The sequence below is a fragment of the Mycobacterium sp. SMC-8 genome, from assembly GCF_025263565.1.
Classification (GTDB): domain Bacteria; phylum Actinomycetota; class Actinomycetes; order Mycobacteriales; family Mycobacteriaceae; genus Mycobacterium.
Window position 1 is genome coordinate 4,984,580 of sequence record NZ_CP079865.1, and the last position, 25,264, is coordinate 5,009,843.

22 protein-coding genes and 5 pseudogenes are annotated in these 25,264 nt (G+C 65.7%); 6 read left to right on the forward strand and 21 right to left on the reverse strand.

Features of this window, described 5'->3' with window-relative positions:
* Positions 1-19 precede the first annotated feature (19 nt).
* The 4 genes and pseudogenes from KXD97_RS24075 to KXD97_RS24090 form a co-directional block, all read right to left on the reverse strand.
* A pseudogene (locus tag KXD97_RS24075) lies at positions 20-376 on the reverse strand (hypothetical protein); the annotation flags it as partial.
* Between the two features lie 2 nt (positions 377-378).
* Positions 379-1,392, reverse strand: coding sequence for a TniB family NTP-binding protein (locus KXD97_RS24080; RefSeq protein WP_011891572.1), 1,014 nt, complete (start codon positions 1,390-1,392; stop codon positions 379-381).
* Entirely contained in the window at positions 1,380-3,332 is a 1,953-nt protein-coding gene (locus tag KXD97_RS24085; protein ID WP_036372924.1) for a Mu transposase C-terminal domain-containing protein, read from the reverse strand. Before KXD97_RS24085 ends, KXD97_RS24080 begins: the two co-directional genes overlap by 13 nt.
* 137 nt (positions 3,333-3,469) lie before the next feature.
* On the reverse strand, positions 3,470-4,201 hold the full coding sequence (locus KXD97_RS24090) for a TnsA-like heteromeric transposase endonuclease subunit (RefSeq protein ID WP_235718637.1): 732 nt from the start codon (positions 4,199-4,201) through the stop codon (positions 3,470-3,472).
* A 144-nt stretch (positions 4,202-4,345) separates the two neighbouring features.
* Here KXD97_RS24090 and KXD97_RS24095 point away from each other — a divergent pair, with 144 nt between their 5' ends.
* On the forward strand, positions 4,346-4,477 hold the full coding sequence (locus KXD97_RS24095; protein ID WP_260752946.1) for a hypothetical protein: 132 nt from the start codon (positions 4,346-4,348) through the stop codon (positions 4,475-4,477).
* Between the two features lie 176 nt (positions 4,478-4,653).
* On the opposite strand, the pseudogene KXD97_RS24100 reads toward KXD97_RS24095, so the two are convergent.
* The 9 genes and pseudogenes from KXD97_RS24100 to KXD97_RS24140 all read right to left on the reverse strand — a co-directional run.
* A pseudogene (locus tag KXD97_RS24100) lies at positions 4,654-4,926 on the reverse strand (transposase); the annotation flags it as partial.
* Positions 4,927-5,047: 121 nt separating this feature from the next.
* Positions 5,048-5,509: a hypothetical protein gene (locus KXD97_RS24105; protein WP_260752948.1), complete on the reverse strand. Its 462-nt coding sequence runs from the start codon at positions 5,507-5,509 to the stop codon at positions 5,048-5,050.
* Positions 5,436-5,954, reverse strand: a complete 519-nt coding sequence (locus KXD97_RS24110) for a hypothetical protein (RefSeq protein WP_260752950.1) — start codon at positions 5,952-5,954, stop codon at positions 5,436-5,438. Before KXD97_RS24110 ends, KXD97_RS24105 begins: the two co-directional genes overlap by 74 nt.
* 45 nt (positions 5,955-5,999) lie before the next feature.
* On the reverse strand, positions 6,000-6,353 hold the full coding sequence (locus KXD97_RS24115) for a DUF1801 domain-containing protein (protein ID WP_260752952.1): 354 nt from the start codon (positions 6,351-6,353) through the stop codon (positions 6,000-6,002).
* 207 nt (positions 6,354-6,560) lie between these two features.
* Entirely contained in the window at positions 6,561-7,820 is a 1,260-nt protein-coding gene (locus KXD97_RS24120; protein ID WP_260752954.1) for a DUF2254 domain-containing protein, read from the reverse strand.
* Between the two features lie 146 nt (positions 7,821-7,966).
* Positions 7,967-8,116, reverse strand: a pseudogene (locus KXD97_RS24125) (NAD(P)-binding protein); the annotation flags it as partial.
* A gap of 75 nt (positions 8,117-8,191) precedes the next feature.
* Positions 8,192-8,500: a helix-turn-helix transcriptional regulator gene (locus KXD97_RS24130; protein WP_260752957.1), complete on the reverse strand. Its 309-nt coding sequence runs from the start codon at positions 8,498-8,500 to the stop codon at positions 8,192-8,194.
* A gap of 101 nt (positions 8,501-8,601) precedes the next feature.
* Positions 8,602-9,915, reverse strand: coding sequence for an IS256 family transposase (locus KXD97_RS24135; RefSeq protein WP_260751868.1), 1,314 nt, complete (start codon positions 9,913-9,915; stop codon positions 8,602-8,604).
* Between the two features lie 126 nt (positions 9,916-10,041).
* Positions 10,042-10,371 (reverse strand): hypothetical protein, encoded by a 330-nt coding sequence (locus KXD97_RS24140; protein ID WP_260752958.1) that lies wholly within the window; start codon positions 10,369-10,371, stop codon positions 10,042-10,044.
* 579 nt (positions 10,372-10,950) lie between these two features.
* Between KXD97_RS24140 and KXD97_RS24145 the strand changes: the two are divergent.
* A pseudogene (locus tag KXD97_RS24145) lies at positions 10,951-11,388 on the forward strand (TOBE domain-containing protein); the annotation flags it as partial.
* A 10-nt stretch (positions 11,389-11,398) separates the two neighbouring features.
* The gene (locus KXD97_RS24150) at positions 11,399-13,888 is read left to right on the forward strand and encodes an AMP-binding protein (protein ID WP_260758133.1); all 2,490 of its coding nucleotides are present in this window, start codon (positions 11,399-11,401) and stop codon (positions 13,886-13,888) included.
* Positions 13,889-14,004: 116 nt separating this feature from the next.
* Here the strand turns inward: KXD97_RS24150 and KXD97_RS24155 are convergent.
* Both KXD97_RS24155 and KXD97_RS33205 read right to left on the reverse strand, forming a co-directional pair.
* A pseudogene (locus KXD97_RS24155) lies at positions 14,005-14,145 on the reverse strand (TlpA family protein disulfide reductase); the annotation flags it as partial.
* 85 nt (positions 14,146-14,230) lie between these two features.
* A complete protein-coding gene (locus tag KXD97_RS33205) occupies positions 14,231-15,208 on the reverse strand; it encodes an MPT63 family protein (protein ID WP_313901324.1) in 978 nt (325 codons plus the stop codon).
* Between KXD97_RS33205 and KXD97_RS24165 the strand changes: the two genes are divergently transcribed.
* Positions 15,122-15,901, forward strand: a complete 780-nt coding sequence (locus KXD97_RS24165) for a hypothetical protein (RefSeq protein WP_260752960.1) — start codon at positions 15,122-15,124, stop codon at positions 15,899-15,901. The two genes, KXD97_RS33205 and KXD97_RS24165, sit on opposite strands and share 87 nt — an antisense overlap.
* A 212-nt stretch (positions 15,902-16,113) precedes the next feature.
* Here KXD97_RS24165 and KXD97_RS24170 read toward each other — a convergent pair whose 3' ends face one another.
* From KXD97_RS24170 to KXD97_RS24195, 6 genes are all read right to left on the reverse strand, one after another.
* Complete coding sequence (locus KXD97_RS24170; RefSeq protein WP_260752961.1) at positions 16,114-18,237, reverse strand: heavy metal translocating P-type ATPase; 2,124 nt, start codon at positions 18,235-18,237, stop codon at positions 16,114-16,116.
* Positions 18,238-18,334: 97 nt separating this feature from the next.
* A complete protein-coding gene (locus KXD97_RS24175) occupies positions 18,335-18,664 on the reverse strand; it encodes a metal-sensitive transcriptional regulator (RefSeq protein ID WP_011893731.1) in 330 nt (109 codons plus the stop codon).
* 49 nt (positions 18,665-18,713) lie between these two features.
* On the reverse strand, positions 18,714-18,989 hold the full coding sequence (locus KXD97_RS24180) for a YHS domain-containing protein (protein ID WP_011893730.1): 276 nt from the start codon (positions 18,987-18,989) through the stop codon (positions 18,714-18,716).
* A 25-nt stretch (positions 18,990-19,014) separates the two neighbouring features.
* The gene (locus KXD97_RS24185; protein ID WP_011893729.1) at positions 19,015-21,288 is read right to left on the reverse strand and encodes a cation-translocating P-type ATPase; all 2,274 of its coding nucleotides are present in this window, start codon (positions 21,286-21,288) and stop codon (positions 19,015-19,017) included.
* Positions 21,289-21,329: 41 nt separating this feature from the next.
* Complete coding sequence (locus tag KXD97_RS24190) at positions 21,330-22,298, reverse strand: heavy-metal-associated domain-containing protein (RefSeq protein WP_260752966.1); 969 nt, start codon at positions 22,296-22,298, stop codon at positions 21,330-21,332.
* Entirely contained in the window at positions 22,295-22,507 is a 213-nt protein-coding gene (locus KXD97_RS24195; RefSeq protein WP_041800043.1) for a heavy-metal-associated domain-containing protein, read from the reverse strand. The genes KXD97_RS24190 and KXD97_RS24195 overlap by 4 nt, the downstream gene beginning before the upstream one ends.
* A gap of 156 nt (positions 22,508-22,663) precedes the next feature.
* On the opposite strand from KXD97_RS24195, the gene KXD97_RS24200 reads away from it, so the two are divergent.
* Positions 22,664-23,473: an alpha/beta fold hydrolase gene (locus KXD97_RS24200; protein ID WP_011893726.1), complete on the forward strand. Its 810-nt coding sequence runs from the start codon at positions 22,664-22,666 to the stop codon at positions 23,471-23,473.
* A 481-nt stretch (positions 23,474-23,954) separates the two neighbouring features.
* Complete coding sequence (locus KXD97_RS24205) at positions 23,955-25,178, forward strand: Ig-like domain-containing protein (RefSeq protein WP_260752968.1); 1,224 nt, start codon at positions 23,955-23,957, stop codon at positions 25,176-25,178.
* The last annotated feature ends 86 nt before the right edge of the window (positions 25,179-25,264 follow it).

Below are 25,264 nucleotides of genomic sequence, written 5' to 3' on the forward strand. Positions count from 1 at the left end.
TCCAGCGGCCGTGGCGATGACAGACGGTGAGGTGGTCGGGCAACCAGCAATGGACCGGCTGGGGCACCCCTCGCCGTGCTGTGCAGTACCGGCAAATCGGGCGGGCACGTGCCCGCTGGCGGGTGAGATCACGTTCATCAGCGGTCAGGCCCCGCAGTCGGGCGCAGAGGACATGTCGTGGGTAGCCGCTGAGGCGGGCGAGGCGCTCAGGGTCGACGTAATGGCTCTCGCGTGCGGCGTAGTCGCGCAGGCTTTGGGGTGGGATTCTGTTGGCGTGGGCGAGTCGGGTGGTGAAGGAGTACACGGTCTCATCGCGAAATGCGGTGACTGACTGCGGAAGTGGTCGTGGTGGGAGTCGGGGCCAGTCGGTGATCACTGCTATCCGGCGCTGCGTTGGGCTGAGGCCTGAGCCGCGTAGTCGATGAGGACGCTGTCCAAGCCCTCGCGGTCGATGTGTTCGGTGTGGTCCAGCATTGCCCGGATGGCTGCCGAGCGGATGAGGTGGGCGAGGCTTCCGATCATTCCGCCGGTGCGCTGGTGCAGGTGTTTCGTCTGGCGCACGAGCGTGCCCGGCTCGTGTCGGTGCAGTCGCAGGGTTCCCTCCATCGCGGCGACCAGAGCCCGCCACTCCTGCCCATACGGGAAGGCCGCTGTGTTGATGACACCGCAGCGCCCGGCAAGCTGGCGGCCGCGAGTACCGGTAAACACTCCGGAGCGTTCGACGTCAATGCCGGCGTAGACGAAGGTCGCGGGCAGGTGTTCGGTGAAGTACTTGAGGTGATCGGAAAGTTCTTCTCCGGCACGGGTATCGAGATTGAGGTTATGGATCTCGTCGACGACCACTATGTCGGTACGCGCATCGATGAGCACTTGGCACACCGCGTCGGCGATATCGGTGACGTTCATCCGTCGTACCGGTGGAAGCCCGAGGAAGCGGGCGAATTCCATTGCGAGCTTGCGTGCTGAGCCCTTCGGTGGAGCGGTCACGTAGACGACAGGGATGCGGGTTTTGTCCGAGTAACGGGTGCGGATCCGAAGTTCGTGGAACCGGCCGAGTTGTTTGATGGCCGTGGTCTTTCCGGTGGCTGCGCCACCGGAGACGATCAGCCCTCGCCGGGCGCCGATCTCGCGTTGATTCAGCAAAGTGAGCAGCTGACCCTCGTTGGTGATCTTCTGGATCGCCGAGGTGGTCACCACGACGAGCTCGGAATGGTGGGCCACCCTGGCCTCGTTGTAGGCGATCCGATCAGCATCGTCGAGATCGGACCAGTCTTGGTCGGGCAGCAAGGTGAATTCAGGCCGGTCAGCGTCAATGAACCGTCGCCACCCTTCCAGGGTTGTCGTCGGCTGCCGGCGCTCCTCGAGTTGACTGATCGGACTCACCAATGCCACTGCTCGGCCTCCTTACGTGCGTCGAACACCGGCAACGGGATGACATCAGCAAGATCGTCATCGTCGGAGTTCGCTGGCCTGTCGGTGCTCACCTCAGACGGTTCCTGGTTCTGGTTGGTGCCCTCGACACTGGGGTGTGGCCAGGACGGCTCGGGGATGGATCGGGCCCTGGCGGCTGCGCGTCGAGCTGCTGGCGGGTCCTGCTGGGTGTCGGGGCCGCGTTCGGCACGGTCCAGCAGGGCGTCGGCCGCCGCCGCGATCTCGGCTTCGGTCACCGGATCTGCGCCCCTTTCGGCGACGATCGCTTGGGCCTGTTTCCACACGGTGTCCCCGAACGGCACTGCAGCGGTGCGCATGTGGGTCCAGGTCGCGGTGATCCAACCGTCGTCGTGGTGATTGCGAACCCAAATCTGAGAGACGTCATAGGGGTCGTAATGAACCTCCCACCGGCCGTTGCGGGAACGAACCCCAGAGTCGACTCGCCGGTACGGGTTCAATGCCCGGGCATCGTAGGTCCGGTGATTGACCCGGATACCCGCTGAGCCGATGGTGCGCCACGTCGCGGGCAACAACTCGATGTAAGCATCAGCGCTCAGAGGCACCGGGACGTAACCAGCGACTTCGACCAGGGCCGCGAACTTCTCGTTCGGCGTCAGCGCTTTGCCCGGGGTCACCGGGTCACGTAGTCCGTCGTGGGGACGGTTCTGCCACACCGCGACGAGCCACTCATCGAGCAACGCCTGCAGTTCCACCAGCGACCACACTGCGTCCTGGTCGGCGTTCTTGCCGCGACGTTCCACGCTGGAACCGACATACCCGGCGACATACTGGGCGAACAATGTACCCACCGACTGCAGGGTGCGTTCCACCTTCGGTTTGTCGGTGGGCTGATCCGGATGAGCGGGTTGCAGGTTGATGCCCAGTGAGCAGCACGCCTGCTCAAATGTCTTGGAGAGAAACGCTTTCCCGTGATCACAGACGATGGTCTCGGGAGCGATCACCGGGCGAGCCGCGGCATCGGCGAGCCGTTGATCGATATCGGTCAAACGCCGATGCGGCAACACCGAGCGTGACAACCGCAACGCATCGGACCAACCCGGGCGCATCGGCTCTGGGGTCAGCGCCTTGGCCAACAGCAGCGCGGCATCGACGGCCTTGGTGGTGGGCCGCAGAACTGCCGCCGGGATCGAGCGGGTGACGTTGTCGACCATGGCGGTCAGCTCCACCCGATCGACTACACCGTCGTCAAGGACCACCCGCACGTCCAGCGGGGTGGAGTCGATTTCCACCATTTCACCGGGACGGGCCGCGGTTACCGTGCCGAAGGGGCCGTCGGGTTGCTTGGCCAATGACCTGCGAGTACGGGCGGAACCGAAGGTGTGTTTGCCTTCCTCCAGGCGTTTGACGAGCCGGTAGAAGGTCGCCTGTGACGGGGCCTTCGGGGCGTCGTCGGGACCGTATTCGGCCAACAGCGCCTTCTCCAGCTTGCGCTGAAGTCTGCTCACCGTGCCGGTTGATAGCTCAGTTTCGTTGTCGATCAGACGCCGGACCACGGCAACGACACGCTCATCGACACGGCCCAACACTGGACGTTTGGCGAGATAGCGGCCGTCCACCAATCCCAGAAGACCTTTGGCCTCGTAGCGAGATCGCTGACGCTGCAGGGTGATCAACGCCAGATCGTGACCGGCTGCTCGAAGCTCCTCAAGCTTGGTCAGCTCCCTCTGGCGAAGGGATCGGACCGCCGGATCGAACTCTGGCCGGATTGGCTGCCCAGGCGGACTTTCGGGTCGGCGCCCGGTCAATACCTCAACGATGTGCTGCTCCCACCATCGTGCGCGATCAGCGACCTCCTCGGGGACACCTTCGAGCGCCTCAACAGACCACAGCACCGGTCGTGACCCCGCCAGAACCTCCAGAGTCGAATCGGCCAATACCATCGACAGGGGAACGGTTGTGCGTTCACCAACAGCGTCGACAAGCCGTACCGATCCTCCGGCCAGACTTGCGACCGTGAAAACCCGTGAACCTAGACGGATTTCATCGCCTTCACGGATCACACCGCCTCGAAGCGAACTCATAACGCTGCCGCGCTCACTGCCGTCCGATCGTCGAGGACCGTCCGGGACAGATCGACCACCAAGCGTCGATGCCAGAGCAGATGGAACAGCACAGGCAGCACCACCAGCGGGTCGCCCACCGCCGTCGCGCCCTCCAGAAGGGGCTGCTCGCGGGCGAAACAGCTCAACAGTTCTGCCGCCACGCCAGGTCGCAACGCTCTCGGATGCCGGTACCCAGACAGCCACCGCAGGTTCGCCGCCAGCACAGGGTCCAATACACCGACGCGCCGGTACTGCCAGCCGGCCGCAATGCACACGACCTCCGAGCGGGCGAACAACTCCGCATCAGACTCAGGAATCCGGTCATCGGGACGAACATCGACGATCACGACCGTGCCGTCGGATCTGCGAGCGTAGTAGTCGGGCACATGATGACGGCCATCGGGCCATCGCAGCCGAAAAGGTTGGGAGGCAACGCCAACGGTTTCAGGATTAGCATCCAATGCCATCAGCTGATCCCGCTCAACCCACGATTCATAACCGATGTGCCGGCGCGTCGTCGCGAACCACCACAGCCCAGGAAAATTCCGTTGCCCACGAAACGACGGAAACGACCGCACCGGCTCGCAATCGACATCGAACCGGATCCCATGAGCCAACTCCAATGGAAGACGGGAAGTCCCATCCACGTCGGCTACCTCAAACACCGCATCGCACCGGCCCGCGGCAACAGCATCACCGGCCAGCATCGACATGCCCAGAACGGTACCGGCTGTATCAGATCAAATGAGAAAGGCGCGCCGATGTGTCACATCAAATGAGAATGCTTCAGATCGGATGAGAACTGACACCTGGACCCCGACACGTTCACCGCGCTGCGCTACCGAGGGAACATGTTGCACCACGCGCTGTCGCTGTTGTCGGCAGCGGCCTACTGGGACCGCCGCCGCTACGCCCTCGGTGAGCCGCCGTGGACCCTGATCGGGATGTACACCCGCGGCCGCCTTCTGGCGCCACCCGGCTGACCCTCCGACGTCCCCGCGCTGCCGCCGGGGGCGTCATCACCATGCCTGCCGACAGTCGTCACCATGACGACCACCGCGTCGCCGCGACGATTACCCCGTCACAATGCAGACCGACCCCCGAAATCACGTCTGCATCCACAGTGACGCCATCGTCTGCATCCTGAGCGACGGCCAACAGCCACCGCCCCGAACAGCTCGGGCTGAGCACGCACCACCGCGATATCGGCGGCACAGTCACCGCCGAGTGCCACCGCGATCGCGACATCGGTGAGCACCTTGGCCGGGTCGTGCAGGGTTCGTGGTGCCCGCCACCGCTTCAAGACCTCTGACATGGCCTTTTCCATTCCCGAGACGTGCAGCGTCCGAGCCAACAGCAGCCCGCCGGCCGACGAGACCAACGACTCGCGACCTGAATCCACCAGCAGAGAACGAACCGCGCTACGCTTCACCTACGGAGTGCCTTCCCGCTTTGTGAACATGGACCCTAGACAAGTCACATTTTCTCAAACAGGACAGGCACTTCCGTGCATTACAGGTCGTGTCAACAGCCTATTTCACGAAACGTCGAGGCTAGAGGACGACCAGCGGCGTCTCGACGGCGAGGTCGCCTCGCATCCGCCGGTCCAGCACACCCTCGACGCGCCACTCGACCCGGGCGTACTGGTGCGCCGTCGTCGGGCCGGCGTCGACAGGCACCTCGATCGAGAACGGCAGCTGCTCGACGGTCCCGGCCTGGAACTCGCGCTTGCCCGCGAGGTCCACCTCTGCGACCTTCAGGTCGGTCTTGATGTGGCCGTCGCCGGAGAAGGTGTAGGCGTCGAGCGCGTCGCCGTCACCGAAGATGCTGCCATCGCTCATCGCGGCGGCCGTGTAGGTGACCCTGCGGTGCAGGCGGATCCGGGCGGCGGTGACGCTCACGTCCTTGGGCACGGCGACGGTGAGCGTCCCGGTCAGCGCCTCACCGGCCCGCACCGCGACCGGCAGCTCGTCGAGGGTGAGCCCGTCCTCGTGCTGCTGCGGCGCCCGTGCCACCGGCAGGCCGTCGGCGCCGTGCCGCACGGCGACGTCCTGGCGGACGACCTTGTCCATCCCCCGCTCCCGGTCGATGCGGGCGGAGACCGTCCAGGTGACGGCGCCGGCCGAGCTCGGGAGCGCGTCCGCCGGCACCCTTGAACGTCAGCTCGCCGGGACCTGCCTGCGCCGGCAGCTCACGCTCCTCGTGGTGCAGCTGATAGCTCTGCCACTCCTCGACCGTCGAGACGTTCTCGTCCTCGGACGGCCCGTAGGTGCGGGTGACCTTCGCCTTGTAGCTCGCCGTGGCCTCGAACGCGACCCGCACGCCGCGGGCCTTCGCGTCGAGCTGCCCGGTGACCTCGAACCGGACCGCGACCTCGTCCCCAGGCGCCACCTCCGCCGGCCGGACGTCGAGGGTGATGGCGTTGTCCGAACCGCCGCGCAGCTTGTCGAGGAATCCCATGCGGTGACCGTAGGGCCCGTCGGTCGAGGACGGGAGCGAAACCGCTCAGTCGACGACCGAGCGGACGATCTCGGCGATGCGCCTCTCGGTGATGTCGTCCACCGTCTCGAAGTACCACGCGGCCGGCATCAGCTGCCCCTCGTCACCGCCGGCCGGCCGGAAGGGGGCCTTCTCGGTGAGAGCGAGGTTCATCCGCTCGTCGTTGCGCAACGTGATCAGGACCGGCGTGCTCGCCGACCTCGCGTAGGCGGGCATCCCGTACCAGATGCGTGGCTTGAGCGCGGGCGCCGCGGCCATGATGACCTCGTGCACCCGCCGCATCGTCGAGCGCCGCGGCTCGTCCATCTTCTCGATCTTGTCGATCACCTGTGCCAGGTTCTTCTCGTCCTTCGACGACATGTCATGTCCTCTCGTCCGCCGGTGTCGGCGTGCCGGTGCAGTGGAGTCGGCGTCATTCCCCGCACCCCATCCGGACATGTCCTGAGCTGCTCAGGTCTCTCCGCGATGATTCACGTGGGTGACCCCGTGGGAGCGCGATCGGTGGTGCACCACCGTGGCCAGGATAGAGGATCGTGAGCCTTTGGCTGGACCGACCCGCGTGGACCGCTACCGCAGCCCGGTGTCCGACGCGGGCGGCTCGTCGGACGGCACAGAGCCGCCGATGCGCTCGAGCGCCTCGGTGATCCTGGGACGATGCCGCGGGAGCGCCGCGTCACGCAGGTCGACCAGCATCGCCCGCAAGCGGCGCTGCACTCGCTCGGCATCCTCGCCCCAGTGCGCGATCTCGTCGATGGCCAGGGCCAGGTAGTCCGCGAACGAGGGCTCTGGGACGTCCAGGAGCAGCCGCCCGTTCCTGGTCACCTGCCGGGGCGGGAGCTCACGGGTGGCCAGCCGGCGCAGCAGGTCGTGCAGCTGGTCGAGGACCTGGACGGCGGTGCTCGGGTCGTTGATGCCGGGCGACAGCGCCCGTTCCGCGATGTCGACGAGCTGCCGGAGGCCGAAGCCCAGATCCTCCTCCAGGCTGCGCTCGGTCCCCAGCCGGACCGCGGCACGCAAGGAGTCCTCGTCGGGAACCTCGGCGTCGTGGACCTCCATCAGGGTGGCGCCCGCCGGCACGAACTCACCGAGCGACCGCACCAGGAAGATGGTGGCTCCGTGCTCGTCGGCGGCGCGGACCAGCGCATCCTCGTCGACCCGTTGCACCACGCCCGGCCGGTCGGCGCTCACCGGGCGGCCACCGGTGGCCGGCACCGGCAGCCGTGAGGGTGGCTCGGCGGCGGCCGGGAAGCGGCGCTCCAGGAGGTCGCGGGTGTCCCGGGCGATCCTGGTGATGATCGTCGCCACCCGGATCGACTGCGCGATGTGGTCGATGTAGATCAGGAAGACGACCACGCTGGCGAGGACGAACGCGAACGCCGCGGTCACCGAGAGCTGAGGGACGAACGGGTCGACGTCGGCCGTGCCCTGCACCGCGCGGAGGACGACCAGCGCGTAGACGAACGTGGCGACGAAGACACCGAGGGCGATCTGGTTGACCCAGTCGCGGAGGAACGACCTCAGCACCCGGGGCGAGAAATGGCTGCTCGTCAGCTGCAGCACGACGATCGTGATCGAGAACACCAGGCCGGTGAACGAGATCATCGAGGTGATGATCGCCGACAGGACCGCCCGGGCTCCTTCGGGGCCACCGGTGAAGAGGAACGGCACGCTGAAGGACGTCTCGAGCCGGTCGTCGAGCGCGGCGAGCCCCAGCCCGAGCGCGGTCGCCAACGCCGCGAAGAACAGCGGTACCACCCAGAACCGGTTCCGGACGCTGTTCCAGAACCGGCTCATGACGCCCTGCGCACGCTGGTCATCTGCGGTCATTGCCCCGCCGGCGACGCTCGCATACCGCGACCATCTCCCGGTCGGCGGCAGGCAGGCCACTGTCGTGCCGAGCCAGAGGGCTCCGGTCACGTGACGCCATACGAGGAAGGGCGTCGGGCCAGAAGTGCCCCGGGCTCGCCTTCCCCGCGGGCTTCGAGGATGACGTACGAACGGTCGGGGCATTCGGTCTGCAGCCGGTAGGCGGCGCCGATGCCGGACAGGCCGGCGCCGACGACGAGTACGTCGACGTGAGCTGGAAGCGGTGCCGGCCGAGGCACGGTTTCGCGTGTAGTCATGGGTCAACTTTCGCGCGGCCAGGGCCCACAGATTTGTCGCTGAACGACATTCAATTGTCATTTGATGACAAACAGTTAGCGGCGGCGTTTCCGCATCTGCGACGGGGTGGTCTGCCACCAGCGGCGCGCGGCGCGAGTGAACGACGCTTGCTCGTTCATCCCGATCATCGCGGCGATCTGCCCGATCGGCAGTTCCGTGCCGACCAACAGGCGCAGTGATTTGTTGCGGCGTTCTTCATCGACGATCTGTTCAAACGAAGTCCCCGCTGCCGCGAGCTGCCGTTGTAGCGTGCGCGCATGCAGCATCAGAAGCCGGGCGACCGCGTCCATGCGACATACGTCCGCCGTCTTCGCGAACTGCTCGACCGTCGTCGCATCGGTCATGCGACCCGATGGTTTGACGTCATAGAGGACCTGGTCGCCGCTGCGGAGCGTGGCGAAGAAGTCAGGGAGAGCAATTGTCAATACCTGTGGATCGGGGTGTTTCAGGCGACCTCCGTTTCGGTGTGCTGATCGCCGTCTGACGGTGGTGTCGGTGGGGTGATGTCGGTGGGTCGTTCGAGCAGTTTGCCTTTGTGGAAGACCGCTCCGGCGCGGACGAGGGCGACCAGATGTGGGGCGTTGACGGCCCGCCAGCGGGCCTGCGCGGCGTCGATCAGCTTGTAGGCCATGGCCAATCCAGCGGCCCGCGATCCCGGACCCTTGGTGACCTTCGTTCTCAAACGCACTGTGGCGAAGGTACTTTCGATCGGATTCGTGGTACGCAGATGGATCCAGTGCTCGGCGGGGTAGTGGTAGAACTCCAGCAGGACATCGAGGTCGTCGACAATCTTGGCGACCACTTTCGGGTACTTCGCGCCGAAGGCAACCGCGAAGGCCTTGACCGCGACCTGAGCTTTGTCGATGTCTTCGGCGTTGTAGATGTCCTTGATGGCCGCCAGCGCGGCCGGATGCGCTGACTTCGGCAGCCCGGCCAGGACGTTGGCCTGCTTGTGGAACCAGCAGCGCTGCTCCTTGGTCGACGGGAATACCTCCCGCACCGCCTTCCAGAACCCGAGCGCGCCATCGCCGACGGCCAGCACTGGGGCGGTCATGCCGCGGCGTTTGCAGTCGCGCAGCAGATCCGCCCACGACTCGCATGACTCCCGATAGCCGTCGGTGATCGCCACGAGCTCTTTGCGGCCGTCAGCGCGCACGCCGAGCATCACCAGCAGGCACAGCTTCTCCTGGTCCAGGCGGACCTTGAGGTGAATGCCGTCGACCCACAGGTAGACGTAGTCGCTGCCGGACAGGTCCCGGGCAGCGAACGTACGGGCTTCGTCTTGCCACTGCGCGGTCAGACCGGTGATCGTGGTGGCCGACAACCCGGCACCCGAGCCGAGGAACTGCTCGAGTGCGGGCCCGAAGTCGCTGGTTGATAGGCCGTGCAGATACAGCAGCGGCAGCACCTCACTCATCTGCGGAGACTTGCGTGCCCAGGCCGGCAGGATCGCCGAGGAAAACCGCTGCCGCTCACCAGAATCGGGGTCGACACGGCGATCGTTGACCCGCGGCGCCTTCACCAGCACGGCACCGGCCGCGGTCAACACCTCACGCGGCTGGTGATAGCCGTTGCGGACCACCAGTCGGTGACCGTTCTCGTCGAGCTGATCAGCGAATGCGGCTACGTACGCGGCGACCTCGGCCTGCAGTGCAGCGGCCAACATCTGCCGGGCCCCGTCGCGGACGATCTCGTCCAACAACGACCGGCCGGCCTCGCCGCCGTTGGCCTCCTCGGCATCGTGAACTACGGTGAGCATGGGCGTACCTTCCCAACCAGCGCGCCAACGCCGGTCTTGATCGAATACCTGATTCCGTGATGATCATCCTCGGGAAGGTGCGCCCACTTTCAGGCCGCCTCCTCGGGCCTCATCCACAGGTATTGATCATTGCTCGTCAGGGAAGTGGGTCGAGCCGTCGGCGAAGCTGATTTTCATGGGCTGCGAGGCGATCTGGCGAACCAGGCCGTCGAAGTCCAGCGACAGTAAGGATTCGGCCTCCAGGCCTGATTCGCACCACACATGTGTGCGCTGCGAGGCGACATACTGTCGCGAATGCCGATTCAGCCGGTTCTGAAACTGGACGCCGGAACGCCAGGGCAGAGCTCGGTGGAAATGCTCATGAAGCAAGGCGGGCGACACCGCAGCCGATCGTTCGTTCCCTTCGGCGGTGATCCACGAGACCGTGTCGATCCCGATCTGCGCCGATGACTCCACGGACGTGCAACTGGACATGAGCCAGACAATATTGCAGGGGTACGACAAGCTGACGGACCCGACGGTCTCAACTATCTGTCACTGAGTCTCAACTAGGGTGTCAAAGTCTCAAATAAGTCGTCATCCGACAGCCGCCTGCTGCTCGGCGCGGGTGGGTGATGATTCATCCGATGCAATACGCGGTTAAGGTGACATAATGTGGCTTATCGGCACAACGCTTACCAGCGGCAAGGTCCGGCCGGGCGCACTTTACGTGCGGCTTGTCCGATCCGGAACTAGTTGGGAGTAATCCGGGAAAACCTGGTAGCTGTCCGATTTCTCGCCCTCCGTTCCAGAACTATCTGACAGTGGCACCCGCCCAGGTCCCTGCCCGTGCACCTGCGGATCTTCGGCCCGCGTATCCATGGCTTTGACTCTGAATCCATGACTGTCTGACTGCGCCGGACAGGACGACCGACAGTCCAGAACTACCTGATAGTGGCGGACACTCCGCGCCTTCGAGGTCCAGTGTGAACCATTTAATTCGTCACTGTGACGTTATGTAGGTGATGCAGCATCTCCTGTTTGCGCAGGCTGGAGCTGCGCGACGGCCGGTTCACCAAAGTCGGTACGCCGCAGGCGGTCTACCGAGAACCCAACGATCGTTTCACCGCCGAATTCCTCGGTGACTGCGTGCTGCTGCCGTGCACGGTGACGGGCGGGGTCGCTACCTCGGCGCTTGGCCGCCTTCCCGTCCGCGGCTCCGTACCCGACGGCGGTGGCACGCTGATGCTCCGCCCGGAGCAATTGGAGGCGGCGGCAGTTTCCGACGACGACCGCAGCGACGGGATGGCGACGGTTCTGGCGTCGGAGTTCCGCGGCCACGACGTCCTGCTCACCGTGGACCTCGGCGGCGACGCCGCGCCGATCACCGTCCGCCAGCACAGTGTCGCGCCGCCCGCGGTCGACGCGAAGGTCCGCATCCACGTCACCGGTGCCGCCGTGGTGTTCGGCGACCGCCCGCGCGACGGGCGATGACCGCGCCGTGATGTTCGAGCGGCTCGTTGACCACCTTGCGTGCCACGGCGACGCCGTCGCGGTGGTCACCGCCGAGAAGGCCGTTACCTACGCCGAACTCGCGACGCAGGTCGCCGCTCGGGCCGCCGAATTGGGCGCACGCCGCAAGCTCGTCTTGCTCGAGACCCGCAACGACCTGCCCACGCTGGTGACCTACCTCGGTGCGCTCGCCGGCCACCACGTGGTGCTGCCCGTGCCCGCGGGCGGTGACAACCGGTCGGTCGTCGACGCCTACCGCCCCGACACCATCGTCACCGACGGCGTCGTCACCGAGGGCCCACGCCACCGGACCACCCCCGAACTCCACCCGGACCTGGCCCTGCTCCTTTCGACGTCCGGCAGTACCGGCTCCCCCAAGCTGGTGCGATTGTCCAGGTTCAACCTCGCCGCCAACGCCGAGTCGATCGCCACCTATCTCGACATCACCCGAACCGACAGGGCCGCAACGACTCTGCCGATGTCGTACTGCTACGGCCTGTCGGTGATTCACAGTCACCTGCTGCGCGGAGCCGCAGTCGTGCTCACCGAACTGTCCGTGGTCGACGACGACTTCTGGAACGTGTTCCGGAAGCGCGCCGCAACGTCGTTCGCGGGTGTTCCGCATACCTTCGAACTGCTCGACCGGATCGGCTTCGAGGCGATGTCGCTGCCGGACCTGCGCTACGTCACCCAGGCCGGCGGACGGCTCGACCCGGATCGCGTGCGCCGGCTCGCCGACCTCGGCGGGCGCGCGGGTTGGCGATTCTTCGTCATGTACGGCGCCACCGAGGCCACCGCGCGCATGGCCTACCTGCCGCCGGAACTCGCTCACGACCATCCCGAGTCGATCGGCATTCCGATCCCCGGTGGGTCGTTCCGCATCGAGCCGGTCGACGGAATGCCCGACGGAACCGGCGATCTTTTCTACCGCGGACCCAACGTCATGATGGGGTACGCCCACACCGCCGCCGATCTCGCCGCTGATGCCGGGATCGACGAACTGCGCACCGGCGACATCTCCCGGCAGCGCCGCGACGGCCTCTACGAGGTGGTCGGGCGCAGCGACCGGTTCGTCAAGCTGTACGGACTGCGCATCGACCTGCAACGCGTCGAGTCGGCCCTGCACGCCGACGGCGTCACCGCGATCTGCACCGACGGCGACGGCCTGCTGCTCGTGGGCGCCGCCGATTGTCCCGAGGACACCGACGTCGCTGCCGCGGCGGCCGACGCGTCGGGGCTGCCCCGGGCCGCGATCCGGGTGGTCGACGTCGACGAGATCCCCCGACTGCCCACCGGCAAGCCGGACTACCGCAGCCTGCGCGAGCGGGCCGCCGAGCCGACGACCGACGATGCCCGCCTGGACCTGCGCGGTCTGTTCGCCGACGTGCTGCAGATCGACACGGCCGACGTCGATCCCCGCAGCAGCTTCGTCGACCTCGGCGGCAACTCGCTGTCTTACGTCGCCATGTCGGTGCGGCTCGAACGCGCGCTCGGGCACCTGCCTGCGGATTGGCAGCGGCTGCCGCTGAGCGAGCTGGAGTCCGCCCGCAAGACCCGCCGGCGGTGGGGAACAACCCTGGAGACCAGCGTGGCGCTGCGTGCGGCGGCCATCGTTTTGGTCGCCGGATCGCACGCGGAGCTGTGGGTGCTGTGGGGCGGCGCGCACGTTCTGCTGGGCGTCGCCGGATACAACTTCGGCCGCTTCTGCCTCACCCCCCTGCCGCGCGCCACCCGGGTGCGTCACCTGGTCAACACCATCGGGTGGATCGCCGTGCCTGCCATACTGTGGGTGGCATTCGCGCTGCTGGTCACCGACGACTACGCAGCCTCGAATGTGTTGCTGGCCAACAAGTTCCTGGGCCCCGGCGACAGCATGACAGCTGGGCGGCTGTGGTTCGTCGAGTTCCTGGTGTGGGTTCTGGTCGGGCTGGCGCTGCTGTGCGCGACGCGGTGGGGTGACCGCGCCGAACGCCGGTGGCCGTTCGGCGTTGCGGCGGCATTCCTGGCCCTGGGCATGGCCCTGCGGTGGGACGTCTTCGGCATCGGGTTCGGCAAGGCCGCCTGGTTCACCATGCTGGCGTTCTGGTTCTTCGCCATCGGCTGGGCTGCCTCGAAGTCGTCGACGGTGTGGCAGCGGCTCGCCGTGACCGCGGTCCTCGCGATCGGAATCGTCGGGTACTTCGGCCAACCCAACCGCGAGGCCTTGGTGTTCATCGGGCTGGCGCTGCTGATCTGGCTGCCCGCCATTCGCTGCCCATCCGCTTTCACGGTCACTGCCGGTGTGATCGCCGAGGCGTCACTGTTCATCTATCTGACGCACTACCAGGTGTATCCGCTGTTCGGCGAACAGAAGCTCGCCGGCGTGCTGGCCGCGATCGTCGTCGGCATCCTGCTGACCCAGCTGGTCACGCTAACTCGCAAAAAGGCTCACCGATACACGCCGACCGCCATCACTCGAGGTCAGGCTGCCGCCCGGCGGTGAGACCCCACTGCGGCACCGGGGCCCGCGGTCCCTTTATGAACCTGGGATCCTTGCGCGCACCGACGCATCGTCGATCCGTGACGTTAGGCGCCGCAGGGCAGCTCTCCCGCGAGCTGTCAGCGCTCGGTGGTCAGCCGATCTAGCAGAGGCCGTATGTTTTCGGCTAGTAGCGCCACGCGGAAGACCGTCGCGACCTTGTGCTGGCGGTCGAGGACCATTGTGGTGGGCACCACGCTGGTCGGATAGTTACGTCCCAGGATGTTAGGCGGATCGGTTGGAGATAGCTTCGACACTTAGCGGCGATCGGTGAAGGCTAATGGGTCCCTGTCAGGTCCTCGGGGGCTACATCCCGCCGGGACAGTGGGGGCAGGCGCGCTGCATGTCGGCGCACATCGGACACTTCTCCATTGGCATCATCATCATGGAGCCCGTGCAACACCAAAACAGCTGCGTAGGAGCGCCATTGTCGTAAACCACCGCCATGGGCTGTGGGCCAACTGCATCAAAGTAGATCGCCCCGCTGGAGGCTTGGCCCTGGCCGAGGGTGGTAGCCGGAAGGCCCTGTGGGCTGGCGATCTGCCACAAGACGGGATAACGCTGCCCGTCTGCGGTGACCGTGTACAGATTCGGAATTATCGGAGTCACCGTGCCGGTGACGGCTCGAACGGTGGCCGAAGCTTCCCAGACTTGACCGCGGGCAGTGTATCCGGGCAAGGCGACCGAAGACTCTCGCAGATCCGAGATGACCCACTCCTGGACGACTGCACCCCCCGCATCGGTGAGCTGTTGAGGCGAGCCGAACTGATGTCCGCACGGCATCGCCGCTACTGCGGGCGGCGCGAGAGTAGCTGCGGAACCGAGAAGAGTCACGCAGGCGAGTACCGCCATGACGACGCGAAAACGCATATTGGGTGGTCCTTCCGCGCGATGTGAGTAGGCGGTCGCGGGCGCGTACGCAGCATAGCGAACATCTACGGAGCTAGATAGTAGTCGGTCGCCCCTGCGCGGTACGCAACTGCACGCGGAAGCATCAATCAAGGAAGCTCGGAACAGGTGTCGCACGGTCAGTACGGATAACTGAGGGCCGATCAGCAGTGGTCGAGACTTAGCAAGCGGGTTCTCAGAAAGTGGCATGCGAGCACGCCGATACCTATCGGTGACAGATGAATCTCGTTCGGGTTGAGATGTGGCGTCAGGCAACCGCTTCGGGGAAAGCACTGTCATCCTGATTCCGTGGCGCCTAGGACAGCGAGGAAGACCGACAGCAGACTGGCTGCTCGGCTTGCCGCGCTGGCCTCGTTGGGCGCTTCTCTTATCCATTTCGCCGTTGTGCCTGCTCACTGGCAGGAGTGGATGCCGGCGGGCCTGTTCTTCGTTGCGGTCGCGCTCTTCCAATTGATATGGGCGCGGGCTGTGCTGGCCCGAACGACGATCCCCGTGCTTGCCGCCGGCATCATGCTCAACCTCGGAGCCATTGCTCTTTGGGCCCTGTCCAGGACCGCCGGGGCACCATTCGGCCCTAATGCGGGGGAAGCCGAAGTGGTGCAGGCCGCGGACCTTTGTGCACTGCTGCTTCAGATCTATGTCGTGATGGGCGCCGGCTGGGTGTGGTACCGCGGCCTGCAAGGAGAGCCGGTACCGGTGTTCGGCAACGCGATGGTCCTCATGGGCGCAGTCAGTGTCGTGGCGCTGGCGTCCACAGTGGGAGTTGCTTCAGGTCTGCGGCACGGTGATCACGCCCCAGCAGGCGCAGCCGGTGGTCACCATGGGACGGCCGCCGAGGCTGCAGATGGTGACCACCACAGCACTAGCGCCGAGCCGGAGGAGGGTAGTGATCCTGGGACGAGTGCCGAGCATGCCGATGGCCACGATGGCGGTCGTCCAGAGTCGGTCATCTCGCCGCCGGTGAGCGTGCCTGGCGGCGAGCCGCCGACGCCGGCGCCGGCAGGAGCCCCGGCCCCATCCGCTGCGCCATTGAACGACGCCCATGGCGATCACGATCACGGCGACTGAAAATCTGATCTCTCGCTGGAGTCGGTTCCTAGACGATTGGTAGGTGCCCAGTCGGTAGGTATCGTGATCGACCGGCACCCAGAGGTCAGCTCGCCGGAAGGCCGCAACCCGTCACCATCAACGCATGCCGTTCAGCCCATTCGTGAGCCCATAGTGCCTGCGACCTGCCCCGCAGCGCGCATTGCGCGGATCGAGCCCGCCGCTAACCAGTCCTAACGGTTGAGAACCGCGCGTGTGCTGGCCTCAGGGCTCAGGTCGAGGCGGCGCAACAGTTGCGCGTTGAGCGCCACGACGATCGTCGACAGTGACATGAGGATGGCGCCGACTGACATCGGTAAGACGAATCCGATCGGTGCGAGCACACCGGCAGCCAGCGGCACTGCGATGAGGTTGTATCCGGCGCCCCACCAGAGGTTCTGCTTCATTTTTCGGTAGCTGGCTCGCGACAGTTCGATGACCGACAGCACCGAGCGCGGGTCGGAGCTTGCCAGGATCACACCGGCAGAGGCGATGGCAACATCTGTGCCGGCGCCGATCGCGATGCCAACGTCGGCCTGCGCCAACGCGGGGGCATCGTTGACGCCATCGCCAACCACGGCGACCTTCTTGCCCTCCTGTTGCAGCGCAGCAACTTTCGACGCCTTGTCTTCCGGGCGTACTCCGGCGAACACCCGATCTATGCCGAGTTCGTGACCTACCGCCTGCGCGACCGCTTCGGCGTCACCGGTGATCATGACCACCTCGACGCCGAGCTTGTGCAAGGCATCGACGGCGTCGCGCGACTCGGGGCGGATCTCGTCGGCCAGGCGGAGGCCGCCGACCACAGCACCGTCTCGGATGACGTGCAGGATGATCGCGCCCTCGTCGCGCCACGAGGTCGCCGCGTGAACCTCTTGCGCGCCGATCTCTTCGAGCAGGCGGGGGCCGCCCACGCGGATCTCGTGCCCGTCGACCGTGGCAGTCACGCCGACGGCGGGAGACGACGAGAAGCCTTTCGCGCGTGGCACAGTCAGTCCCCGCTCGTCGGCGGCTTTCACGATCGCTCGTGCCAGGGGGTGTTCACTGTCGGCTTCGGCGGCGGCCGCGAGGGCGAGCACGGAGTCGTCGTCGAGGTCGCCGCGGACCTCGATCGCGGTCACGGTTGGTTCGCCCTTTGTCAGGGTGCCGGTTTTGTCGAAGAGAACGGCGTCGACGGTGCGCATGCCTTCTAGGGCCAGGCGATCCTTGATCAGCACGCCTCCCCGCGCAGCGCGTTCGGTGGCGATCGAGACGACAAGTGGTATCGCTAATCCCAACGCATGGGGGCAGGCGATGACGAGCACGGTAATGGCTCTTATGACCGAGGCGTCGGGGTCTCCGACAATCGACCACGCCACGGCTGTGATGGCAGCAGTCCCCAGGGCAAACCAGAACAGCCACCCGGCCGCCCGGTCGGCGAGGCGCTGGGCTCGCGAGGACGAGTTCTGCGCTTCGGTAACCAGCCGCTGGATTCCCGCCAGGGCGGTGTCGTCACCGGTGGCGGTGATTTCGACCCGCAACCCGGAATCGGTGGCGACAGTTCCAGCCGTCACCGCATCTCCGACGCCGCGGGCCACCGGCCGCGATTCACCGGTCACCATCGACTCGTCCATGTCCGCTCGCCCCTCGACGATTCTGCCGTCGGCGGGGACGCTGCCGCCGGGTCGCACCACCACCAGATCTCCCACCTGCAGGTCGGCGGGTGAAACGGTGATGATGCGGTCACCGTCGACCTTCTCGGCCTCGTCGGGCAGCAGGGCTGCCAGGGAGTCCAATGCGGAGGTGGTCTGAGCCAGGGAGCGCATCTCGAACCAGTGGCCGAGCAGCATGATCACGATCAGCAGCGCCAGTTCCCACCAGAACTCCAGTTCGTGGTGGAGCACACCCAGGCTCGCACCCCAGGAGGCAAAGAATGCGACGGTGATGGCCAGACCGATGAGCAGCATCATTCCCGGTTTGCGGGAACGGATTTCGCTGACGGCGCCGGTGAGGAAGGGGCGACCGCCGACGACGTACATGACTGTGCCCAGCAGGGGCGCGATCCAGCGGCCACCTGGGACGTCGGGCACTTCGTAGCCGAGCAGCATCGCGAACATGGTCGAGAACGCGATGACCGGGATGGCGATAATCAAGTTGATCCAGAACAACTTCCGGAACACAGCAACATGATCGGCGCCGTGGCCGGCGTGACCCCCATGGTCACCACGGTTGTCGTGGTGGACGTTGGTGTCCTGAACAGCGTGCTCGCCCTGGTCGTCATGGTCGGCATGAACGCCGGTGTGCGATGCCGCTATGGCGTGCTCGTCGTGGTTAGTCATGTTGCGCTCTCCTTGAGGAGTCTCACGGGTCGGTTCGCGCCAGGGTGCGCAGCGGCGACGATCCCAGGCGGCCGTGTCGGTGCAACGCCGTTGCGGGTCATGACCGCACGAGTCGGGCGATGGCTTCGGATGCTTCGGTGAGTTTGGCATCGGCGGCGGGTCCCCCGGCGGCAGCAGCGTCTCGAACGCAGTGTCGAAGATGGTCGTCGAGCAGTGCCAGCGCGACGCTTTGCAGGGCTTTGGTCAGTGCGTCGGCTTGGGTGAGGATGTCGATGCAATAGCGTTCCTCCTCGATCATCCGGCTGATGCCGCGGGCTTGGCCTTCAATGCGTTTCAAGCGTTTGAGGTATTTGTCCTTGTCGGTGATGTAGCCGTGGTGGACTGAACCCGATGCCGGGCAGTGGTCAGCGTCGTCGACGTGAGTCATGGCAACTCCTTCGGTGTGTGGGTTGGGAGGCCGGGGTTCGGCAGGTCGGTCACGCCGCGCTGGCGTACTTGTCGGGGTCTCGGTCGAAGCGCGGTCCACATCCTTTGCAGCAGAACCAGTACCGTCGGCCTCGGTAGTCGCGGAATAGGCCCGCGGCTTCGGCGGCCGCCTTGTTCACTGGCGTGCCGGGCATGACCGGGCATGTTGTCTGGTCCGTTGCGGGGTCAAGGAGGTTCGTGGCCCCAGGATTGATGACCGTCGTGTCGAGGTCTTGTGTTGAGCCGCTGCAGCAGCAGCTCGACGTCAGGTTCTTGTTGTCGGACATGAGTTCTCCTTGATGCAGAAGGGGTTCAGTGGGTAGGGGCAGAGGATGTGGATGTGGATGTGAAGCCGCGCAGTCGCAGGCTGTTGCCCACGACGAAGACGCTGGAGAACGCCATGGCCGCGCCGGCGAGCATCGGGTTGAGCATGCCCAGTGCAGCAACCGGTATGGCGGCGACGTTGTAGACGAACGCCCAGAACAGGTTCGTCTTGATCGTCGATAGTGTTCTGCGGGACAGCCGGATCGCGTCGACGGCGCTTCGCAGGTCACCGCGTACCAAAGTGATGTCGGAGGCTTCGATCGCCACGTCGGTTCCGGTACCCATAGCCAGGCCGAGGTCGGCTTGGGCGAGGGCAGGCGCATCGTTGACGCCATCGCCGACCATCGCCACCGTTTTACCCTCGGCTTGCAGCCGGACAATGACGTCGACCTTGTCCTTGGGCATCACCTCGGCGATCACGGTGTCGATGCCGACCTCGGCGGCGATCTGCCGGGCGACGGCCTCGTTGTCACCGGTGAGCAGCACAGGCGTCAAACCAATCTCGCGCATCTGTGAGATCGCCTGCGCACTGGTCGGTTTCACGGTATCCGCGACGACGAGTACGCCGCGAGCCTCGCCGTCCCAGCCGACAGCGACCGCAGTCTTCCCCTGAGCTTCCGCACTGGCTTTCGCCCGCGCCAACTCTGGACTCAGGTGCTGGGACCAGTCGGCGAGCAGTGACTCGCGCCCCACGACGACGGCGTGTCCGTCCACGATGCCCTGCACACCCTTGCCTTCCACATTGGCGAAATCCTCAGGGGTGGGCAGCGTCCCGAGTTCTTCGGTCGCGGCGGTGGCGACGGCTTGGGCGATCGGGTGCTCTGAGGCGTTCTCCAATGCGCCGGCCAGCCGGAGCAGGTTCCCGCGGTCGGTTCCCGGGGCGGTGACGACGTCGACCAGGGTCATCTTGCCGGTGGTGACGGTGCCGGTCTTGTCCAACACCACGGTGTCGACCTTACGGGTGGACTCCAACACCTCCGGCCCCTTGATCAGAACGCCCATTTGCGCGCCGCGACCGGTGCCCACCAGAAGTGCCGTCGGCGTGGCCAAACCGAGCGCGCAGGGGCAGGCGATCACCAGCACGGCAACCGCGGCGGTGAAGGCCGCCGCGACCGGGAAACCCGCGCCCAACCATGCGCCGAGTGTGATCACCGCGATCGCGAGGACGATCGGCACGAAGACACCGGAAATGCGATCGGCCAGCCGCTGAACCTGGGCCTTGCCGGTCTGGGCGTTCTCCACCAGCTGTGCCATCTGCGCCAACTGGGTGTCGGAACCGACGCGGGCGGCGCGCACCACCAGTCGCCCACCGGCGTTGACGGTCGCACCGACCACGGTGTCACCTGGACCGACCTCCACGGGGACCGATTCCCCGGTCAGCATCGAGGCATCGACCGCCGATGTCCCCGACGCCACTACCCCGTCGGTGGCGATCTTCTCCCCCGGGCGCACGACGAACTCGTCACCCACCACCAGGTCCTCGACGGCGATCTTCGATTCCACCCCGTCGCGCAGCACCGACACTTCCTTGGCGCCCATCTCCAGAAGGGCCCGCAACGCCGCGCCGGCTTGCCGTTTGGACCGTTTCTCGAAGTAGCGCCCCGCAAGGATGAATGTCGTTACGCCAGCAGCGACTTCGAGATAGATGTTGGCGGCGCCGTGAGACGGTGCCAGCGTCAATTCGAACGGATGCTTCATTCCCGGGGTGCCGGCCGTCCCGAAGAACAGCGCGTACAGCGACCACAGGAAGGCCGACAAAGTGCCCAGGGAGATGAGCGTGTCCATCGTCGCCGTGGCGTGCCGCAGGTTGGCCCAGGCGGCGCGGTGAAACGGCCACGCCGCCCAGACGATCACCGGCGCAGCCAGCACCAGCGACGCCCACTGCCAGTAGGTGAACTGCAGCACAGGGATCATCGCCATCGCGATGACCGGCACCGACAGAAGCACGGAACCGGTCAGGCGGTGGCGCAGGGACACCAAGTCGGGGTCCTCGGTTTCGCCTGTCTCCCCAGTCAGGGCGGGCTTCTCCGGTGTGGGTAGCGCGGCGCTGTATCCGGCGTTTTGCACCTCCGCGATCAGCAGCGCCGGATCGTATCCGTCGGGCACCGTGACGGTGGCCTTCTCGGTCGCGTAATTGACCGTTGCCGCAACGCCATCGATCTTGTTGAGCTTGCGCTCGATGCGGTTGGCGCACGAAGCACAGGTCATTCCCCCGATGCGTAATTCAATGCTCGGGCCGGACACCGGTATCGATGTCGTCATGAGTGCCACTGCCTTTCAGTTTCTGGGTCGGACAAACGTCGTCAGTGCCCGCCGGCATGGCCGGCGTCGCGCGAAGGTTCTGGCGGCTGATGGGTGTCGCCGCGTGCGGCGTCGACGACGAACGTGGCGGTGTGCATAGTGTCGTCGACCTTGAAGTCCAGGTAGAGCAGGTAGCGACCGGCGGTGGGTGCGGTCGCCGCGAACGACACCGCAGGCCCACCGGTGCGGTCCCCCACCGGCTCAGCCCCTTCGGGGTGCACGTGCAGGTACGCCAGGTCACCTTCCCGCAGTGCGACGAGGTGCCCGTATGCCCCCAGGTAGGGCTGCAATGTGGTCACCGGTTCGCCGTCACGGGTGACCTTCGCTGTGACCTGCTTCGGCAGGCCCGCGGTGAGTGCACCGTCGAGTTCCACGGTGTACCCGGCTATCTCATCCGAGGTGCGTGTGGTCAGTCGGGGCGCCGGGGCCAGCTCGCCGGCCACGTCGACGGTGCGGGTGAGCGTGAGTTTGGCGCTGCTGGCCTGGGCGGGCTGAAAATCCGCGAACACGCGGTATGTGCCGGCGGACTTCCACGTCCAGGGCGTCGACCACATTCCGGTTGTCTGGTCCAGGACCGGGTGGACGTGCGCGAAATGCTGACCATCGGAACGGACGACGATGAGATGCAGCTGCTTGTCGTGCACCGTCGCGTAGTCCAGCAGCGGCGTGCCGCTGGGATCAGCAATGGTGAAGCTCAACGTGGCCCGATCGCCAGGCTTGCCGGGTGCCCGTACCGGGCTGAGCGCGTATCCGTCTTGGGCGAGCGACAGCCCCGGCGGATCAGCGGACAGAGGTGATACCGGCAACGCCTGCTCGGTCGGCGCGCTGTGATCAGCCGCGGGCTCAGCGCCAACGTGCTGAGTGGCCGTCACCGCGGTGTCGGGGACGACCGCCGCGGCGGTGACGTACGCAGCCGTGAACGCCACCGCCAGTCCAGCACCGAAAGCGGCCAACCGTCCTGCAGCGTTCATACGACCCGCACCGCCGAATAGCCGGCCTCGTCGACCGCACGCAAGATCTGGGCGTCATCGACGGGACCGCTGGAGGTCACGATCAGAGTGCCCGCCGTGGCGCTGACCTCGACGTCTTGAACACCGGCGACCCCGCTGACTTCTTCCCGCACTGACAGCTCGCAGTGCCCGCAGGTCATTCCTGTGACGGCGTACGTGATCGTGCTCATGACCGAACTCCCATCTTCGCTCTCGGTAGTACCCCTACCGGGTATGCGTACATCAAGGTATACCCCCCGAGGGTATGGTGCAAGGGTGGGTTCTTCGGGCTCTTGCTGATGCCGCGTCGACGCAGGCCGAGGCATTCCTGACGAAGGGAGAGACAAATGGTGATGCGAACGTTGCACATCGGGGATGACGGCTGGCCGCTCATGGGGGAGGTCATCGGCCGCGGCGAGCTGATCATCATGCTGCACGGCGGTGGGCCCGATCACTACAGCATGCGGCCGCTTACCACCCGCCTTGCTGGCCGGTATCGCGTTGCGCTGCCCGATATTCGAGGATATGGAGCATCGCGATGTCCCGATCCGACGTTGCACCTCTGGGATCAGTACGTCACCGACACCGTCGCGATCATGCACGCGCTCGACGCCACGTCCGCCCACCTTGTCGGCGCCGGCCTCGGCGGCACGATCGCCTTGCGGACATGTCTCCAACACCCCCGGATCGCCCGGCCCGCGGTCATCATCAGTGCTGAAGCCATCGAGGACGACGCCGACAAGGCCGCAGACGCAAAGCTGATGGACCGCTTCGCCGACCGCGCCCGCTCCCGCGGTCTACAGGCCGCCTGGGAGCTGTGTGTTCCTCACCTGCAGCCGCTCATTGCCAACCTCGTCACCGAGGCCATTCCGCGCGCTGACGCCCAAAGCGCCGCTGCCGCAGCGGTAATCGGTCACGATCGGGCCTTCGCCACAGTCGAGGAACTCCGACGCATCGACACCCCGACGCTCATCATCGCCGGCGATGACCCACGTCACCCCGCGCAACTCGCGCGCACCCTCGCCGACGTCCTTGCGCACGGAGTACTCGCCGAGGCCACAATGTCCGACCTGCTCGACAACGCCGAAGACCTGGCGCGCGCTTGCGCCCCGGAAATTGAACAGTTCCTCGCCACCACGTCGGACCCGGATACTTAGGGCCATCGAAAGGAGTGGCGCAGCTCCAGCCGTCAGCTGCAGCAGGATTTCCCCTTATCGGCCTTGATGGGGCGGCGCCCGCCGGCGATTTGGCTCAACGTGCACAGGGCGATGCACGTGGCGATCGACCGCGTGGTTGAACTCTCGATGAGCCGCCGGAATTTCTCTTGTGTCGTCACGAGCGATGGGCCTTCCCAGTCGGCGAGGTACCCGCCGCGGGTACAACCGCAAAGTACCCCTCGGGGGTATCCCCCCACAATGTGCGACCCATCGCATGTCCTCGCAAACCCGAGACGCCAGCCCTTAGTGCCAGCTTTATCGAATCTTCATCGAAGGACTAAGAAAGCCAAACGACTCACAAGCACACTCGAAGACATACCCGTGATCGGTGAACCGTCGCCCGCGATCGGCCCTCGCGACGCACCAGGCGGTGCCCCGCCCGTTAGACGATGACGACAACCCGATACGGAGAGCCCCACGCATGCCGCAGACAGGCTGCCCCCCAGCGTTTCGAGCGACGACGCACTGGCTGCGCACGACCGTCCTCGCGGCGGCGGTGCTGCTGATCGCGACCGCCTGCACCTCATCACCGACGGCGGCGCCCACTCCCGACGTCATCACCGACAGGGGCACGCCCTACGCAGACTTGCTCGTACCGAAACTGGAAGCGTCCGTCACTGATGGTGCCATCGGCGTCGCTGTCGATGCCCCCGTGACCGTTACCGCCGGCGACGGTGTTCTCGGCCAAGTGTCGCTGACCAACGAGGCGGGCGAACTTGTCGACGGGCAACTGGGCCCCGACGGCGTTACATGGTCATCGGCGGAACCGCTGGGCTACAACAAGCAGTACACCCTGCAGGCGCAAGCACAAGGGCTTGGCGGAACGACAAGCACCAGCGCAACATTCGAAACCCATTCCCCCGAAAACCTGACGATGCCCTACGTCTTGCCCAATGACGGCGAAACAGTGGGCGTGGGTCAACCCATTGCGATTCGCTTTGACGAGAACATCACGAACCGGGTTGCGGCGCAGCAGGCGATCACCGTGACCACGAACCCACCGGTTGAGGGCGCCTTCTACTGGCTCAGCAATCGTGAAGTCCGCTGGCGCCCCGCCGAGTACTGGGAGCCCGGAACGAAGGTTGAGGTGTCGGTGAAGGCTTACGGTGTCGACTTCGGTGACGGGCTATTCGGCCAGGATGACGTCACCACGCGCTTCACAATAGGCGACCAAATCATTGCCACCGCCGATGACGCCACCAAGACGATGACCGTGCGGCGCAACGGTGAAGTCGTCAAGACCATGCCGATCTCCATGGGCAAAGCCAAAACGCCCACCGACAACGGCGCCTACATCGTCGGCGACCGCTACTCATTCCTGGTGATGGATTCGTCCACCTACGGAGTCCCCGTCAACTCACCCGACGGGTACCGCACCGAAGTCGAATGGGCCACCCAAATGTCCTACAGCGGCATCTACGTGCACTCAGCGCCGTGGTCGGTGGGTAGCCAAGGCATCGCCAACGTCAGCCACGGATGCCTCAACGTCAACCCGGCCAACGCCCGCTGGTTCTACGACAACACCCGACGCGGCGACATCGTGGAAGTCATCAACACAACCGGCCCCACACTGTCGGGAACCGACGGCTTCGGCGACTGGAACATCCCCTGGGAGCAATGGAAGGCCGGAAACGCCAACGTCTGAGCATCGGAAGTTCTTGACACCGAGCCGACATGGCTTCAATGCCCGGCGAATCTGAAAACCATTACTCCGCAGTGCATTTGAGGTCA